Origin of the sequence: Paenibacillus whitsoniae (genome assembly GCF_003955665.1) — a bacterium.
GTDB lineage: Bacteria > Bacillota > Bacilli > Paenibacillales > NBRC-103111 > Paenibacillus_E > Paenibacillus_E whitsoniae.
The window spans coordinates 247338-263108 of sequence record NZ_RXHU01000015.1; the positions used below are offsets into that span (position 1 = coordinate 247338).

The following is a 15771-nucleotide window of genomic DNA, read 5'->3' on the forward strand; positions in this document are numbered from 1 at the left end:
AATCTGCCCCCAACCAGTAGAACCATCATTTTTCTCTACATAAGAGAAGAATGGTGGTTCATGGTTACTGCTTCTTTAGAAGGGTTTAAGAACCATAAGTACGGTTATGGCCATTACGAGCAGCTGTGACGCCGTCTCGATCGGTACGAGCTTTTTCATCAATCGGCCGAGCTCGGAGGGGACTTCATCCCCTTTGCTTTGACTACTAGCTGCAAGCGCCATCATCTTTTTCATCCGCGGCGCGATCAATCCCTCGAGCGTAGCGATCATAAGCACCGCTAGAAGGATCGATAGGTTGAGCCACATTTGCGACAACCCCATCTTCGTTTGGATCATGAGCCAGATCCCCGTAATAATAAGCACGGATCCGCCAATTTTAGGCAGGACGGCAAGCTTATTCGTTACATCAAAAGCAAAGCGCAACTGGCCGGCGGTTCTAGCGGACCTTCGAAGGAAGGGTACCACGAAAGCGTGCCCGATGACCGCAATAGAAGATACGATATGAAAAACGAGGAGCCATCCAAGCAAACTGTTCATCCCCCTTTATTGTTCCTTAATTCTACGAACGATTCCCATGATAGGCGATACCGACTCTTTTTTTCTTAAAAGGCCCTCCGAGCTCGAGATGATCCAGCATGCATGCCACGACATCATCATAAGCAACATCCAGCTCTTGAAGTCGGCTGAACAAGTAACCGGCCAAATCCGCCTCGGATAAGTCCTGGATTGTCTTCGGAACTTTTAGGGGCAAAGTTTCCGTTGTCACATGCGGATGAACCGACGCCGCAGACTCTGCCGAATCGATCATCGTTCCTGGACACATCACGGACCAATCAAGCTCAGACTGCAGCAATCGTTCAAAATTCCGGTTGTGATTTTGAAATGCAGGCGGGAATCCGGGCAAATTGTTGCCAATAAGATCCGTATTGGGAATATGGAGCAGGCCGGCACCTCCCATTACCCATACCCTCCCGGAAAAACTAGGGTGGATTTCACATTGACTGATAATGTTATCAACGAGACGAACGAACTCCTCTCCTTGACCGGCATGACCGGCAGCAATAATAGCGGCATCTTGATGCGAAAGCGCCTCACCAACGCTTATCGGGTTGAGGATGTCGTCCACGACCACCTTCACCTGCCCGGCGGAACGTTCATCCTGCTGCTCATAAAACTTCTCGGCGTTTCGTACAAATGCGGTCATTTCATGTCCCCTTATCACGCCTTGCTTAAGCGCCCTTTTCCCTGTATTTCCCGTTGCCCCGAAAACAATAATTTTCATCGCTTATTCCTCCTTGATATCGTGGATTCTCGATACGTCATCTCTGAATTGACTCAAGCTTAGCACCGTTTTGAAAGCTTGATAAGAACGCACTTTAAGGTAGGGACCTTACTTAAAAGTAAGTCATAAGCGGAATGCGGCTTCACGACAAAAAAGCCGCCAGGAAAAATTCGTGGCAGCTTTGGTTATGAGCTTTTTAAGAAGCGGAATCCTCATATTTCCGTTTATTATGGTTTTCTCCCCAAGCGCACATGACTTCTGCAACAGGAATCAATGTTTTGCCATATTCGCTAAGGGAATATTCCACTTTTGGAGGGACGGTGGGGTAGACCGTTCTATCGATGATGCCCTCTCGTTCCAGGTCACGCAGATGTTGGGAAAGCATTTTTTGAGAAACATCGGGTATAAGCTTTTCCAGATCGTTGAATCGCTTGCTGGATTGTATCAACTGCCATAAAATCATCGGCTTCCATTTACCGCCTAGCACATGAAGGATTGTCTCCACCGGACACTCAAGCTGATGAATCATTGCTAAATCATCCCCTTACACTTGTCGCTTAGAAAAATTTTACAGCATGTTTGCGATTCGGTCAATTAAAGCCTTTTTTGATTCGTTAGACCGGGAGCGGCGGGCATTTACAATATGTGAACTGAGTTTTATGCTAGAATAGGGAATGATGACGTAGGAGTCTTCACTTCATCCATTTCTAACGAACAGGGGTGTCCGGCATGCAGGCAATTTGCAATTATTGCAGTAAAAACGAAGCACTGAACAATCTCATGATTGAAATCGGCCAGTTACGTGTATCGACCTTGTATTTGTTTCGGGAGCAGACGTACCAGGGACGCTGTATTGTCGCACTGAACGAGCACGAAACAGAGTTTTTTCATCTTTCTCAGGAAAAGCAAGATGCTTACATGCGCGATGTAGCGCAAGCGGCGGCAGCGATTGAAAAAGCGTTCCAACCGGATAAAATTAACTACGGCGCATTTGGCGATACGATGCCGCATGTACATTTTCACATCGTACCGAAATATAAAGATGGCTACACCTGGGGAAAAATGTTTGAAATGAACCCCTCGGCCAATCTTCTTTTAACTGAGGAACAATATGGAGCACTCATTGATCAAATCAAGAGCCATCTGTAAAATAGTCGTACTAAAGGCAGCCTTTCACGATGGGCTGCTTTTGATTTTTTCAACCTCTAAAGCAGATTTGAAAAACATTCCTTATCTAATTCCCTTGACGGATAGCCACATGGCTATTAAACTATGGTTAATTATCACAAGACTTGGTTGCTTAACGCCTGGCACTTTGCTGGATGAAAGCGTTGAAGCGATATGAAGGGATTGTGTTCAAGCCATAACTGTATGTTAGAGAGGGGTCATTTTATTGAAAAAGAAAGCGCTCTTATCATTTGCATTATCAGCAACTCTCATGGTCGTAGCCGGATGCGGTCAAAAGCCTGAACCAACGCCTGCAGCAGGCGGAGCACCTTCCACTGCCCCAGCAGCTTCAGCTGGCGCCAAAACGTACAAGATCGCCATCTCCCAAATTGTCGAGCATCCTTCCCTGGATGCGACACGCCAAGGCTTCTTGGCCGCTTTGAAAGATGCCGGCATCACCGAAGGCACGAATTTGAAAGTTGATTTCAATAACGCCCAAGGCGATCAACCGAATAACTTATCGATTGCTCAGAAAATTGCTTCCGCCGACTACGATCTTGTTCTCGGGATTGCAACACCATCCGCGCAAGCGATTGTACAGCAAGTGAAGAAAGCTCCGGTTCTTTTCGCAGCGGTTACAGATCCTGTTGCAGCTAAAATCGTTCCGAACATGGACAAGCCCGGTGGTAATGTTTCCGGTGCATCGGACACGAACCCAATGGCTGTTGCCCAGTTGATGGATTTCGTTGCTGCCAATATGCCAAAAATTAAAACAGTCGGTCTTGTTATCAATGAAGGTGAACCGAATGCTGTGATTATGGCCAAAAATGCGGAGGATTCCTTATCCAAGCACGGCATCAAGCTGGTAAAAGCACCGGTTACGAACACTTCGGAAGTGAAGCAAGCTGCGCAATCCTTGGTCGGCCGGGCAGATGCTTTCCTGATTACGCTCGATAATACGGTTGTTAGCGGTGTGGATGGCATTATTCAAGTTGCGAATGATAAGAAAATGCCTTTCTTCTCCAGCGACCGCGACACGGTTGAAAAAGGAGCTTTTGCAACGGTTGGATTTAAGTACTACGACCATGGATACCAAGTCGGTCAAATGGCTGTCGATATTCTCAAAAACGGCAAAAAGCCGGCCGATATGAAAGTAACCGTGCCTGACAAAATGGATCTGATCCTCAACCTGAAAGCAGCGAAAGCCGAAGGCATTGAGGTTACGGATGCGATGAAAAATGCAGTAAAAGATAAACAGAATAACATTATACAATAAGCAAATCGTTGCAATAATAGGGGTGAACGTCACTTTCGTTCATCTCTTTTTTTCAAAGTAGGAGGTTATAAACGATGATGGACTCCCTAACTGGCGCCGTCGAGCTGGGTCTTCTCTATGCATTGATGGCACTTGGCGTCTATATTACATTCCGTATTCTTGACTTCCCCGACCTGACGGTGGATGGAAGTTTCACAACAGGCGGTGCGATTGCCGCCATTATGATTGCGAATGGCTACTCCCCGCTGCTGGCTTGTTTAGCCGCTTTTGTCGGTGGGCTTGCTGCCGGTGCTTGTACCGGTTTATTGCATACCAAAGGTAAAATTAACGGACTGCTCTCCGGTATTCTGATGATGATCGCCCTGTATTCCATTAATATGCGCATTATGGGCAAGCCGAACATCTCGCTGCTTGGGGAAGATACCCTGTTCTCTTCCGTATCGCCAATGACGATTGTGCTGATCATCGTTATTGTGTTCAAATTGCTGCTGGATGCCTTCTTGCATACCGATCTTGGACTCGCCCTTCGAGCGACTGGGGACAATGCCCGGATGATTCGCAGCTTCGGTGCCAACACCCACAACACGACGATTTTTGGGCTCAGTCTATCCAACGGCTTGGTCGCGCTGTCGGGCGCACTCATTGCCCAGCAATCCGGGTTTGCCGACATTTCGATGGGGATCGGCATGATCGTCATTGGACTCGCATCCGTCATTATCGGAGAAGCGATTTTCGGTGCACGCTCGGTTTTCCAAGCGACATTGGCGGCAGTTCTCGGCTCCATTATCTACCGCATCGTCGTCGCCTTAGCGCTCCGTATCGAGTGGCTCAACGCTTCTGATTTGAAGCTGATTACGGCAATTATCGTTATTATTGCGCTCGTACTGCCTTCCGTTCAACGTTCCATGAAGCAAAAAGCGTTGACGAAGCGGCGCACAGCTGAACTCATCGCCAGTTCTGCGCAATTGAACCGAGGAGGTGAGCGTTAATGCTGCAGCTCTCCCATGTCTCCAAATTATTTAACCCTGGGTCTCCCGATGAGAAAATCGCACTGATCGATATCCATCTAAGCTTAAAACCCGGTGATTTCGTCACCGTCATCGGCAGTAATGGCGCCGGCAAATCGACGCTGATGAACACCATCTCCGGTGTTATGACCCCGGATGCCGGCGAAGTTCGTATCAACGGCGAGGTGATTCACCATCTGCCGGAACACGAGCGCAGCCGCTGGATCGGCCGCGTCTTCCAGGATCCGATGGCGGGAACGGCTCCGCGAATGACGATCGAGGAAAACCTCTCCATGGCGTATGCTCGCGGCAAGAAGCGCGGACTGAGCTTCGGTGTCAACGCGAAGAAGCGTGCGTTTTTCCTGGAGCAATTACAGCGCCTCGGCATCGGCTTGGAAGGCCGGCTCCGCGCGAAGGTGGGCATGCTCTCCGGCGGCGAGCGACAAGCGCTCAGCTTGCTGATGGCGACCTTCACCCAGCCGCAGATTCTGCTGTTGGATGAGCACACCGCCGCGCTGGATCCCGCGCGCGCTGAGCTCATCACACGATTAACCAAGGAAATCGTAGCCGGGATGAAGTTGACCACCCTGATGGTCACGCATAATATGGAGCAAGCCATCCGCCTCGGCAATCGCCTCATCATGATGGATAAAGGCCGCATCATCCTGGATGTGAGCGAGGAGCGCAAGAAAACGCTCAGTGTCGAACAATTGCTCGGCGAATTCGAACGTATCAGCGGTAACAAATTGTCTGATGACCGCGTCGTTCTCGGTTAACAAAATAGGGCAGTCCCTGAAGTCAACGAGTATGACTTCGGGGACTGCCCTTTGCAAGTTTAAGCTTCCAAATTAGTTGAAATTCTCAACAATTTGAACAGAATACTCAGCATCTGGCGTTTGCAGATTGAAAACTTCACCTCTAGATCTCAATAACAACTGACTCCCGATCGGAGAAAAAAATGATATTTTATTATGATCCGGATCTATTTCTTTGGGATAGACGACTTTAAAAACTTCGTGAGTTCCATCTTCTACGAAGCGTAGCCTAACGCTACTCCCGATCATTGTAATTTCGCTTAATGATGTGGCAAGATGATCATCGTCAAGCTCAAGCAATTTGACCATGCTTTTCACATAATCATCAACTTTCGTACGCATCCTTATTTTTTGCTGAGAAGCATAACTTTCAAGCAGAACCGGCAATTGTTCGTCCAAATACACAAGTTGCTCAACAAGGCGACTACGGTGAATGGACGTATGACTACGGTTCATCGTAGATTCCTCCCCAAGTAATTAGATTTGAAATTCGTTCCGTTTGCCTCATTTTCAAAACCTCCAAAAATTATTTCATCTTCAAGCTGCTTTTCAAATCTTCTGCAGCAATCGGCCAAGAAGAATGACTGCGAGAAGAATCACAGAAATGGCCGAGAGCCATTTAAAAAAGGTCTCCACCCGATCAGACCACCTCGTTTTCGTTATTAGGAACTGGTTTCTCCCGATTTATAAACAACGAGGATAGCACTACGTTGGACTCCTACTCCGTTGAGCACGGACTTCATCATCGATCCGTAGCAGACATTGACAACTTGCTCGTCTTTTAAACTAGCCAGAAATTGATTGGCCAATGTCACTGCATACGAAGAATCCGTATCTAAAAATTCCTTCACCTGAATCATCGAGTATTCCTCCTGAAGTATGGATGCATGAAAATTCGATCACATTCGCATAATGATCTCCCCCCAACAAATTCATACATTTAATGTAAAAAAGGCTTAGAAGTACAACAAGACATTCTGCCCCGTAAGGTAGAATGTCTTATTTCAATAAACTTATCATTCTATAGTAATGATGTCAACTTTAGTAAGCTACTGCTCCTATGAATGTCTATTTTTCACGAACGGTAACGATTTGAGAATTTGTCCTATATCGGAATAGGAAATCTAACATACATTATTGTAGTGCAAAGGAGGTGCTAGCAATGCCTGTTACCAAACAACATATTTTAGTACGGATTCAAAAACAACTTGCAGCTATTAACAACGCCGTTCTCCTCAATAGAAAGAAAATAATCCAATTTACGCAAGCCTGCCCAAAAAATGAGAAAGCGATCTTATTGGAGATTAGAAGACAATTAAGGATGATCAACCGAAAAGTGCTCATTAATCAGCACACGATTGGAACTAAACTCGTTCTCTCCGGCAAAAAATACGATAAAACAGTTTTGAAAAAAATACGCCAACAGCTTAAAGTAATTCATCGAAACGTTCTTATTAATCAAAGGATGATTGAACGTCTCTTAGCGAGTAAAAAGTACAATGCTGAAATCAAAAAGACTTTGAGAAAGATCAATCTCCAGCTTAAGACGATAAGCAAAAACGTTCTGCTAACGCAACGCATCGTTGATAATCTGATTCAACCTCCGATTACCACATGCCCTCCGGGACATAATTGTCTTTCAGTGCGGTTGATCGATGGCTTAGGTCTAGACCTAGATGTTGATCCGAAAGAACCAAGTATTAAAATCACGGTAAAAATTTTCGGAGCATCCGTTCTCTCTGGAACGATAAGCTTGCGAAATCCAACACTTAGCCTAGGCGGAGAATTTGGTTTATTCCTCTTAGAATTGACGTTGCGAGGGGAATTTGGAGACATCGCTCATGGTCATTTTAGACTTATCTTAGGCGGTAGAGCTTGCATAGGTCCACCCATTGACTTTTTGCGTACCTGTACGAGTTTCAATCAAATCATCTATGATCAATAGCAGCTAAAAAAATTACGGCCTGTCGCCCGCCATTCCAATTACGGAATGAGCAGAGGATGAGGCCGTGACTTTTTTATCCTAAGAACCTGATCTTGATCTGTTAAACCTTCTTAATATCAGTTGTACGATAAGCACCAGAATTGCTGCGGTGATGCCGCAGAAGAAGAAACCTGCGCCCATGCATAAACCGATGGCGGCTACGATCCAGATGGAGGCAGCTGTACTAAGCCCAAAAACGGCTTTGCCATTTTGCATAATCATCCCGGCTCCGAGAAATCCGACACCATTTACGACCTGAGCCGCCAGACGCGAAGGATCAGCGAGCATATTAGGCTCTACAGTGGGATCTAATGGATGGTTGAGCGCATCCGCATGCTGATCGCCAAAACCGAATATCGACAGCATCATGAACAGCGCAGCACCTACGCAAACCAGAATGTGCGTACGAAACCCTCCATCCCGATTTCGCCAGCCTCTTTCCAAGCCGATAGCTCCTCCACAACTAACTGCTAACAGCAGTCTGACGACGATTCCCCCTGCATGAATATGCCACAACTCGAACAAGCCAACACACCTCCGTTCCGATCCTCCACTACATCGTTAATTCCTGCACTAAACCGGGGATGCCGTCTGGCAAATAGGTTAAGCGCTATCCTTTCCACGCCTGTATATGGAGATAACCGTCAACCCTATAAACATTGAAGGACAGGTGCGTGAAGATGCCCGTTGCTTCCTACCACATCCGTCGTGAGCAAACTGTATTCATTCCCTTTCGCGTCCGTTACCGTGCCCCCGGCTTCTTGAATAATCAGCACTCCGGCGGCCATATCCCAAGCGTTTAAGCCATTTTCCCAAAATGCGTGCAATCGTCCTGAGGCAACGTAAGCCAGGTGCCTAGCCGCAGAACCAAGAGAGCGAATAGTCCGGCATTGCTCAATTAATCGTCCAAGCCCTTCGTATACGGCTCTGCGCGCCTCCATTTTCGAAGGAAAGCCTGTAGCCACAACACTGCGTCCCAACTCATTCACAGGAGATACGTGAATTGGTTTGCCATTGAGGAACGCACCTTTCCCCTTCTCTGCCCAGAACAATTCATCCCCGCAGGGGTCGTAAATGACACCTAACTGCAATTGTCCATAACAAGCGAGTCCGATCGAGACGGTAAACCCTGGAATTCCCTGTACGTAATTGCTTGTGCCATCAATCGGATCCACGATCCAGAGATAAGGCTCCGAAGTCGCTTCCGCCAACACTTCGGCAAGAGGCCTCCCACTCAGGAATGACTCTTCTTCACCCAGAAAATGATGCGACGGAAATTTCTCAAGAATCCCTTGTCGGATCAATTGTTCCGAAGCTTTATCCACTTCTGTGACAACATCGAAGCTGGAGCTCTTGTCCTCGGTAATAAAACCGCTCCCCATCTTCGACTTAATCATTTCTCCTGCAATTTTCGCCATCACTTGCGCTATCTCCAAATGGCTCATCCAATGTCACCCCTTGCTCGATAAAATAATCTTTAATGATGGCTGCAATCGCATGCTGCTCGTGATGAATAGTTACGTCATCTGCCGCTTTTTTCAAATCCGGATGTGCATTCGCGACAGCGTATCCTCGATCCGCGCTTCGCATCAGCGAAATGTCGTTTAAGTTATCGCCAACAGCCATCGTATACGCATTTTGAATAGACAAAATTTGCAGTAGGGCTTGCAGAGCATTTCCCTTGGACACATCGGGCGGGAGGATCTCCAGATAGTTCCATTCCGAATACACGATTTCATGCGGCACGCCGTGATCCTGAACGAGTTGTTCTATCGCTTTCAACTTGTTAAGATCGGAAGAGATCAGCAGCAGCTTGGTGATATTATCCATAACTGTCATCTCGGTAAGCAATGAACACGTAACTTTATCCTTCTCTTCATGCTCCACCACGAGCTGATTTCGATTCGGTGTATATACCTGACCGTTTCGATAGACGAATAGACCGATATCCGCAGTCAACCTGTTCATAATTTGCTGCCACAGCTCTTGCGTTAAGGGTAGATGCCTGTCGTAAAGCACTTCATGCGTGATGGGATTATAAATACGGGCCCCATTATACAGAATGACGGGCACATCCAGATTCAGCTCCTTAATAAAAGGGGCAACCGCTGCTTCCATTCTTCCCGTAGCCAAGGTGAATATGCCGCCGAGCTCACGAAATATGCGGATTGCCGCCATATTTTGCTGGCTAATTTGCTGATCCTTATTAAGCAACGTCCCGTCGAGGTCTGAAACTAATATTGTCTGATTCACCAGTCTTTCGCCACCTATCCATCTTGTCTCTTTGTTATATAGATAATGAACCGCCTTGGCTATTCATGATCTGTTTCCTTAGCATTTGAAAAGTAGCCGCCTCCATCGACAACACGAAATCCATCTTGGAAATACCTTCGCAGGCTGCCAAGAGCTTCTCTTGTTTATTGAGCTTGAGACTGAAACTAATGTACATGGTCGGCATGTCATTCTCTCCAACACTTTCATCACCTTGCCGCATTGTCACATTGGCAATTTGAATCTCATGCTCGCCAAATGCTGAAGCAATGCGTCCCAAAGCGCCGGGATAATCCAAAATTTCCAGTTCAACCTGTTGCGGTCGTCTATGGAGAAGCATGTGCTTCTCCCATTTATTCAGCACATAGAGGCTGATCAACACGAGGCAAGTGGAAAGGATTGCCCCCATATAAAAACCGGCGCCTACGCACAAACCAATTCCAGCTACAACCCATACGGAAGCAGCGGTGGTCAAACCTTTCACCATATTGCCATTGCGCATGATCGCACCCGCTCCAAGGAAACCGATGCCGCTAATGACTTGTGCGGCCAGACGCGCCGGATCTACCCTGACGTTCGTTTCATAAACGAATTGCGAGAATCCGTAAATCGAGAGCAGCATGATCGTAGTGGAACCTAGACATACAAGAATATGGGTACGAAAACCGGCGGCATGGTTACTCCATTCTCTTTCAATGCCAATGGATCCCCCAAGTACAACGGCTAATATCATTCGAAATACTAATTCCAGGTGTGTTATTTCCCAAATATTTCCGTGAGTATCTCCCATATACACTTACTCCCGTCCAATAGTGGCAATTTAGACCTGTAACGCTAAAGGACGTGAGCATCCCTCATTAACCAGCCTGCCTGTTTCTTTGTCATAAAGGTTGATTTTATCAAGCGGCAATGTCACCCATACGGTTTTGCCAACCGGATAATCCAGCTCGCCAATGACCTTCACAAGCAACAGGTTATCCGGACTTGTCGTCAATTGAATTAACGTTTCCGAGCCCGCAGGCATCACAGAATAAACAACAAGCGGAATGGCTCCTTCCACTTTCTCTGCTGATATCCGGATATCTTCAGGATAGATTGCCAATACGACCTTGTTGGATACGGATGATGTTGGTCTTACGCTCGGGATATCCAGTCTGCCCAGCTCCGATTCTGTGATCGCGGCTCCTCCTTCATAGGTACAGGAGGCATCGATGAAGTTGATCTTCGGATTGCCGATAAAATCAGCTACACGCAAATCTACCGGGTGTCGATAAATGTTGCGCGGCGTATCCACCTGTACGAGGTTGCCCTCAAAAAATACCGCAATTTTGGTTGACATCGTCAGCGCCTCGACCTGATCGTGCGTCACATACACAATCGTCGTTTTCAGCTCGCGATGGAGTCTCTTGAGCTCCGCTCTCATCTCCAGACGCAGCTTGGCGTCGAGGTTAGACAAAGGTTCATCAAGCAGTAGGATCTTAGGTTCTGTGACGATGGCCCGGGCAATGGCTACCCGCTGCTGCTGACCTCCAGACAGCTCCGATGGATAGCGATCCTTGTATTTAATAATCCGCATTTTCTCCAATGCGCTTTCAACTTTGGAACGAATCTCCGCCTTGGGCAATTTGTTGATGGAAAGACCAAACGCCACATTATCAAAAACCGTCATGTGCGGCCAGAGTGCATAGCTTTGAAACACCAGGTTCAGACCGCGCTTGGAAGGCGGGGCATAGTACTTTTTGGCGCCGTTCACCATTTCCTTGCCATTAATGCTCAGCGTGCCTTCTTCCGGATTCTCCAAACCTGTGATCACGCGGAGTGTTGTCGTTTTCCCGCAACCGGAAGGTCCCAGAAGCGTCATAAAATCGCCGTCCTCAATATAGAGGTCCAGATCTTTCAGAATATGATTATGATCAAAGTATTTGTTTACTTTTGTCAGTTTAATGCCGCTCATGTGCAACTAACCTCCTATGCCCTTCGAAAGATCTGCTTTGCCGTACTTCGTGGCGATAAAATGAGTAAGCATGATTAAGGTAATGATGATGATAACAACGGCGTTGGCATACTGCTGATAGCCCTTCTCCGCATAGCGGAATGTAAGTGTCGTGAGTGTGCTCGTTTTTGGGGTAACCAGCAGGATAATCAGATCGAGCTCTTTCATAGCACTTATAAACAGAAGCAGGAAAGCGCTAAGCAAGCCCTTACGGCTCAGAGGCATGATGATGTTCAGGAATCTTCGAGGCCACGATGCGCCATGAAGTTTGGCTGCTTCCTCCAGCTCACCACTGATTTGCAGCATTGTACTCGTTCCGGACCTCGTCGCAAATGGCAGTTCCTTAACAATCGTAATCAGGATAACAAGCGCGAGCGTCCCATATAGGGCAGGCAGCAGCAGCTTCGGCTGAGCGAACATCGACAAGTAAATTGCAGCAAAAGAAATACCCGGAATCAGGTAGGGCATAAACGAAAGCTGCTCAACCAGCTTGCCGGAAAGCGTTTTTCTGGTTTTCGAGATCACATAACCGAAGATGAGCCCCATCACCGCTGCAACGGAAGCCGCCACAAATGCGATGGTTAACGAGTTTTTCAGCCCCAGCAGAATCGTTTCGCTCTTCAGGATGCCAACCTCGCCGGAAGCAATCGAGAAGTCTGAATCGCCGAACCAGTAATGCGTTGTGAGATTACTTAAGCTGTAGTTGCCGTCCTGGAGCATGAATGTCTGCCAAAGCAGAAGCAGCATGGGGAAAATTCCTGCACTAAACATGAATAGAAAGACCAGGATGACGGATGGCGCTATCCAAAAACCGAGCGGAGTCAAACTTTTACGTGAATCCTTGCCGCCGATGGTCGCATAGCTTTTGCGTTTACCTATCGCCCTCTGATTGATGTAAATGGTCAAAGACGAAATGATGATCAGAATAAGACTCAGGACGTAGGCATCGGAGATCATTCTGTTTTTCATACTTCCGTATAACATCGTCGCGATCGTAAAGTATTTGACAGGGAGTCCAAGAAAGGCAGCTGCCCCGAACGTCCCCATGCTTTTGGAAAAGGTTAAAATTAATGCGGACAAGATGGCTGGTAGCACAAGCGGAAACGTAATTTTCCTGAGAATTGTAAAGCGGCTTGCCCCCAGGATATCCGCCGTTTCCTCCAAGCTGCTGTTGATCGAGCTGAGCGAAACCGCAATCAGCAAATAAAAGAAGGTATAATAATGACCGACGAGCACGATAGAGATCGGTAAAAAACCGTAGGAAACCCAATCAGGCGGATTAATGCCAAATACATATTGCAGCATGCCTTGGGTACCGCCGACGCGATCATTTTTGAATACGATCAGCCATGCAAACGACTTGATCCAGGATGGCAGCATGTAAGGGATAATAGCCAGAAAAGCAAACGTCTTTTTAAAAGGCAGATCGGTCCGTGTGACCAACCACGCCAGCCCGCCGCCAACAAGCAAAGAGAAGAAGGAAACAAAAACGGCAATGTTGAAAGAGTTTAACAGTGGCTTATAGAAGATCGACGAACTGAGATCGCTGTACATCACATGCGCCCAGTGATACAAGGTCAGATTGCCAGGTATCGCTCCTTTATTGGCACGAAGGTCCTCAGGATGCCAGGTAAACGTATGCGACACAATTTCCCACATGGGTATCACGATGGTATATCCCAAGAAGATGATTGCAATCAGACTAATCAAGTGCAGCGGATTCGTAAGCACGCTTTTCAATATATTTTTCGCCCTGGCCATTCTAAATCTGGAAGCGGGCAGCTTCGTTAATTCAAGTTTGCTCACCGGCTATATCCCCCATTTCAACCCGACATTCATATACGGTTGGTTCATGATGTAGCTTCCTTCAATCTTCGTATGGAAGCCAATACGTGTTCGTGCAAAGTCTGGTCCGTATCAAATTTGTTCATCGTCAGCTCCAGATTGTAAACACCTTGGTAGCCTGCTTCTTGGAGAGCGGAAACATAATGCTCCAGCGGCAAGCTTCTCGACTGCGTCAGCGGATTATGCGTGCCTGTCAGACCCAGACCGTGAATATGGGTGTGATACACATGTTTCAGGAAGGCTGCCGGCGGAAGATCCAGTATATGCGTGTCCGGCGCGGTCTTCAGTCCCCGTTGATCCATGAGATTCGAGTAGTAGTGCCCCATATCCCATGTGATGCCCACGACAGAGCTTTCCACTTCGTTCACAATGCGAAGCACGCCGTCAATGGAATCTCCCGGATCCACTTTGATTGTTTTTTTGCGATTGTTTTCAACCGCAATCTTCATAGGCAGCTGCTCAGCGTTAATGATGGCGACCCATTCATGCAGCAGCCGTACGGTCTGTTGGTGAAGCTCTTCTTCCAAGCCCGTCTTTGCATCAAACGCATGCAGAGCCATCGTTAGCTGGCTTTGATACTTGTGAAAGTGCTGTAAAATATAACGCATCGACGGGTAAATTTCGGCAAAGCGGGAGCCTGGAAATTCACCCGCCACATGACCGTGGATCGTTATTTGCAAACCGGCGTCCCAGATTCGTTGAATCAACTCGCGGTAGGCACGCTCATCCGCCCCTCGAGGAAGGATGCGGATTTCAATCGATCTGACCCCGGCTGACTTCAAGGCTTGCAAAAAATTCTCTTCATTGTCGTAGTGTGCAATCAAGTCATTCGTGCTGTCTTTACTTGGCTTGCCTAGAAATACGGGTGCTTGTATTGAAAAACCTAGCATGCTCCACACTCCAATCCGAAATGGTTACTGATTCTTTATCCAGAAATTCACAACATCCTGATAGATCGGGTAAAACTTCTCACTGTCATACTGCCAAACATTAATTTCATTTACTTTTTTAGCGTTTTTGGTAGCTACATCCGAGCGTGTCATCCACGAACCCACTTCATTAAATGGCACAGTTCCTTCCCCTTTACCGTCGGCTTCCCCTGCAATCCAGCGCATCAGCAGCTTCGCAGCATTGGGATGCGGCGCTTTGTTCGCAACGAGCAGCAAGCCTTCGTCAACAACAGACAGCTTAGGCTTGAGATCCCACACGATATCGGCTTTCAAGTTGTTCTGGGCCATTTTACGGATGTCGCCGGAAACCCCAATGAATACAGGAGCCGGTTTGTTGGGAGATGCCTTGCCGACTGCATCTTGACCATCGCCGCTGCTTTTAACCAGAATCACATTTTTATAAAATTGTTGTAAAAATTCATAGCCTGCGTTTTTCGTTCCATTCAGCACAATATCTTTACCGAACTTTTCTTTATACGCTTTCGCCATATCATCGGAATTAGCTACAAAAGCGACAAACATATCCATCTGCGCGGGAGATTGCAGCGGATCGACCATCAGGACCCGGTTCTTCCACTCAGGCGTGGTCAAATCCCACCAATTCGTGACGGGCGGTGTTTTATTCTGCTCCGTGTTATAAAACAAGGTGCGGAATTCCAGATAAGGTACGAATGCAATGCTCTTGCTTCTCCAAGGCTCATACACTTTCTCAGCAATATCGCTTGGCAAATACTTGAATACACGGCCTTTCTTGACGAGCTCTTCTTCGATGCCACCCCCAACTTCCTTGGTTAGAATGAGGTCTGCATTAAAGACACCTGCGTCCTGTTCACGAATCATTTTATCCATAATGGCATTCGACTTGAGATCGAACGTTTCTACCTGAATCCCCGGATACTTCTTTTCAAACGTTTTCTCGACGTCGTTGATTCTGCCGGATGTGGAATAAACCGTGACTTTGCCTTCCTTTTTAGCCATTTCGTAGAGTTCGTCTACAGTCTCCGTTTTATAAAGACCAACACTCTCCGCCCACTCGGACTTCTTGGCATCTGTCTTTGGCGCGGTTGTACTGTTCTGCTGGGTTGAAGTTGAATTGCTGCATGCTGCAAGTACCATGGTGAAGGTTAGTAATAATGCGGAAAAATTTCTCGCTTTTTTCATAAAGCACCTCTTTCCTGGAT

Annotated in this window: 18 protein-coding genes; 5 read left to right on the forward strand and 13 right to left on the reverse strand. The window is 47.2% G+C overall.

Features of this window, described 5'->3' with window-relative positions; translation table 11 throughout:
- Positions 1-75 precede the first annotated feature (75 nt).
- The 3 genes from EJQ19_RS05675 to EJQ19_RS05685 all read right to left on the reverse strand — a co-directional run bounded on the left by EJQ19_RS05675 (position 76) and on the right by EJQ19_RS05685 (position 1811).
- A complete protein-coding gene (locus tag EJQ19_RS05675) occupies positions 76-537 on the reverse strand; it encodes a DUF2269 family protein (protein WP_126140223.1) in 462 nt (153 codons plus the stop codon).
- Between the two features lie 22 nt (positions 538-559).
- Complete coding sequence (locus tag EJQ19_RS05680) at positions 560-1282, reverse strand: NAD(P)-dependent oxidoreductase (protein ID WP_126140224.1); 723 nt, start codon at positions 1280-1282, stop codon at positions 560-562.
- 196 nt (positions 1283-1478) lie between these two features.
- A complete protein-coding gene (locus EJQ19_RS05685; RefSeq protein WP_126140225.1) occupies positions 1479-1811 on the reverse strand; it encodes a winged helix-turn-helix transcriptional regulator in 333 nt (110 codons plus the stop codon).
- A gap of 200 nt (positions 1812-2011) precedes the next feature.
- Here EJQ19_RS05685 and EJQ19_RS05690 point away from each other — a divergent pair, with 200 nt between their 5' ends.
- The 4 genes from EJQ19_RS05690 (at position 2012) to EJQ19_RS05705 (ending at position 5508) form a co-directional block, all read left to right on the forward strand.
- Positions 2012-2431 carry an HIT family protein gene (locus EJQ19_RS05690; protein WP_126140226.1) on the forward strand — a complete coding sequence of 140 codons (420 nt, stop codon included), beginning with the start codon at positions 2012-2014 and terminating at the stop codon, positions 2429-2431.
- 244 nt (positions 2432-2675) lie between these two features.
- Positions 2676-3725: an ABC transporter substrate-binding protein gene (locus tag EJQ19_RS05695; RefSeq protein ID WP_241242745.1), complete on the forward strand. Its 1050-nt coding sequence runs from the start codon at positions 2676-2678 to the stop codon at positions 3723-3725.
- Between the two features lie 74 nt (positions 3726-3799).
- Positions 3800-4714 carry an ABC transporter permease gene (locus EJQ19_RS05700; RefSeq protein ID WP_126140227.1) on the forward strand — a complete coding sequence of 305 codons (915 nt, stop codon included), beginning with the start codon at positions 3800-3802 and terminating at the stop codon, positions 4712-4714.
- On the forward strand, positions 4714-5508 hold the full coding sequence (locus tag EJQ19_RS05705; protein WP_126140228.1) for an ABC transporter ATP-binding protein: 795 nt from the start codon (positions 4714-4716) through the stop codon (positions 5506-5508). The genes EJQ19_RS05700 and EJQ19_RS05705 overlap by 1 nt, the downstream gene beginning before the upstream one ends.
- A gap of 72 nt (positions 5509-5580) precedes the next feature.
- On the opposite strand, the gene EJQ19_RS05710 is transcribed toward EJQ19_RS05705, so the two are convergent.
- On the reverse strand, positions 5581-6003 hold the full coding sequence (locus EJQ19_RS05710; protein ID WP_126140229.1) for a GreA/GreB family elongation factor: 423 nt from the start codon (positions 6001-6003) through the stop codon (positions 5581-5583).
- A gap of 206 nt (positions 6004-6209) precedes the next feature.
- Positions 6210-6407 carry a hypothetical protein gene (locus EJQ19_RS05715; protein ID WP_126140230.1) on the reverse strand — a complete coding sequence of 66 codons (198 nt, stop codon included), beginning with the start codon at positions 6405-6407 and terminating at the stop codon, positions 6210-6212.
- 302 nt (positions 6408-6709) lie between these two features.
- Here EJQ19_RS05715 and EJQ19_RS05720 point away from each other — a divergent pair, with 302 nt between their 5' ends.
- Positions 6710-7492 carry a hypothetical protein gene (locus EJQ19_RS05720; protein WP_126140231.1) on the forward strand — a complete coding sequence of 261 codons (783 nt, stop codon included), beginning with the start codon at positions 6710-6712 and terminating at the stop codon, positions 7490-7492.
- Between the two features lie 78 nt (positions 7493-7570).
- Here EJQ19_RS05720 and EJQ19_RS05725 read toward each other — a convergent pair whose 3' ends face one another.
- From EJQ19_RS05725 to EJQ19_RS05760, 8 genes are all read right to left on the reverse strand, one after another.
- Positions 7571-8056, reverse strand: a complete 486-nt coding sequence (locus EJQ19_RS05725; RefSeq protein ID WP_126140232.1) for an MgtC/SapB family protein — start codon at positions 8054-8056, stop codon at positions 7571-7573.
- 125 nt (positions 8057-8181) lie between these two features.
- Positions 8182-8949, reverse strand: a complete 768-nt coding sequence (locus EJQ19_RS05730) for an inositol monophosphatase family protein (protein ID WP_241242746.1) — start codon at positions 8947-8949, stop codon at positions 8182-8184.
- The gene (locus EJQ19_RS05735; protein WP_164716340.1) at positions 8921-9784 is read right to left on the reverse strand and encodes a Cof-type HAD-IIB family hydrolase; all 864 of its coding nucleotides are present in this window, start codon (positions 9782-9784) and stop codon (positions 8921-8923) included. The genes EJQ19_RS05730 and EJQ19_RS05735 overlap by 29 nt, the downstream gene beginning before the upstream one ends.
- A gap of 34 nt (positions 9785-9818) precedes the next feature.
- Positions 9819-10592, reverse strand: coding sequence for an MgtC/SapB family protein (locus EJQ19_RS05740; RefSeq protein WP_126140235.1), 774 nt, complete (start codon positions 10590-10592; stop codon positions 9819-9821).
- 30 nt (positions 10593-10622) lie between these two features.
- Positions 10623-11756: an ABC transporter ATP-binding protein gene (locus EJQ19_RS05745; protein WP_126140236.1), complete on the reverse strand. Its 1134-nt coding sequence runs from the start codon at positions 11754-11756 to the stop codon at positions 10623-10625.
- Positions 11757-11762: 6 nt separating this feature from the next.
- Entirely contained in the window at positions 11763-13601 is a 1839-nt protein-coding gene (locus EJQ19_RS05750) for an ABC transporter permease (RefSeq protein WP_241242747.1), read from the reverse strand.
- 44 nt (positions 13602-13645) lie between these two features.
- A complete protein-coding gene (locus EJQ19_RS05755; RefSeq protein WP_126140237.1) occupies positions 13646-14530 on the reverse strand; it encodes a sugar phosphate isomerase/epimerase family protein in 885 nt (294 codons plus the stop codon).
- A 24-nt stretch (positions 14531-14554) separates the two neighbouring features.
- Positions 14555-15751: an ABC transporter substrate-binding protein gene (locus EJQ19_RS05760; protein ID WP_126140238.1), complete on the reverse strand. Its 1197-nt coding sequence runs from the start codon at positions 15749-15751 to the stop codon at positions 14555-14557.
- Positions 15752-15771 lie beyond the last annotated feature (20 nt).

Coding starts and splice junctions, on each gene's coding strand:
- EJQ19_RS05730 (WP_241242746.1), bottom strand. CDS start 8,949: ATGGCGAAAATTGCAGGAGAAATGATTAAGTCGAAGATGGGGAGCGGT.
- EJQ19_RS05740 (WP_126140235.1), bottom strand. CDS start 10,592: ATGGGAGATACTCACGGAAATATTTGGGAAATAACACACCTGGAATTA.
- EJQ19_RS05685 (WP_126140225.1), bottom strand. CDS start 1,811: ATGATTCATCAGCTTGAGTGTCCGGTGGAGACAATCCTTCATGTGCTA.
- EJQ19_RS05760 (WP_126140238.1), bottom strand. CDS start 15,751: ATGAAAAAAGCGAGAAATTTTTCCGCATTATTACTAACCTTCACCATG.
- EJQ19_RS05710 (WP_126140229.1), bottom strand. CDS start 6,003: ATGAACCGTAGTCATACGTCCATTCACCGTAGTCGCCTTGTTGAGCAA.
- EJQ19_RS05675 (WP_126140223.1), bottom strand. CDS start 537: ATGAACAGTTTGCTTGGATGGCTCCTCGTTTTTCATATCGTATCTTCT.
- EJQ19_RS05745 (WP_126140236.1), bottom strand. CDS start 11,756: ATGAGCGGCATTAAACTGACAAAAGTAAACAAATACTTTGATCATAAT.
- EJQ19_RS05690 (WP_126140226.1), top strand. CDS start 2,012: ATGCAGGCAATTTGCAATTATTGCAGTAAAAACGAAGCACTGAACAAT.
- EJQ19_RS05700 (WP_126140227.1), top strand. CDS start 3,800: ATGATGGACTCCCTAACTGGCGCCGTCGAGCTGGGTCTTCTCTATGCA.
- EJQ19_RS05720 (WP_126140231.1), top strand. CDS start 6,710: ATGCCTGTTACCAAACAACATATTTTAGTACGGATTCAAAAACAACTT.
- EJQ19_RS05680 (WP_126140224.1), bottom strand. CDS start 1,282: ATGAAAATTATTGTTTTCGGGGCAACGGGAAATACAGGGAAAAGGGCG.
- EJQ19_RS05705 (WP_126140228.1), top strand. CDS start 4,714: ATGCTGCAGCTCTCCCATGTCTCCAAATTATTTAACCCTGGGTCTCCC.
- EJQ19_RS05715 (WP_126140230.1), bottom strand. CDS start 6,407: ATGATTCAGGTGAAGGAATTTTTAGATACGGATTCTTCGTATGCAGTG.
- EJQ19_RS05755 (WP_126140237.1), bottom strand. CDS start 14,530: ATGCTAGGTTTTTCAATACAAGCACCCGTATTTCTAGGCAAGCCAAGT.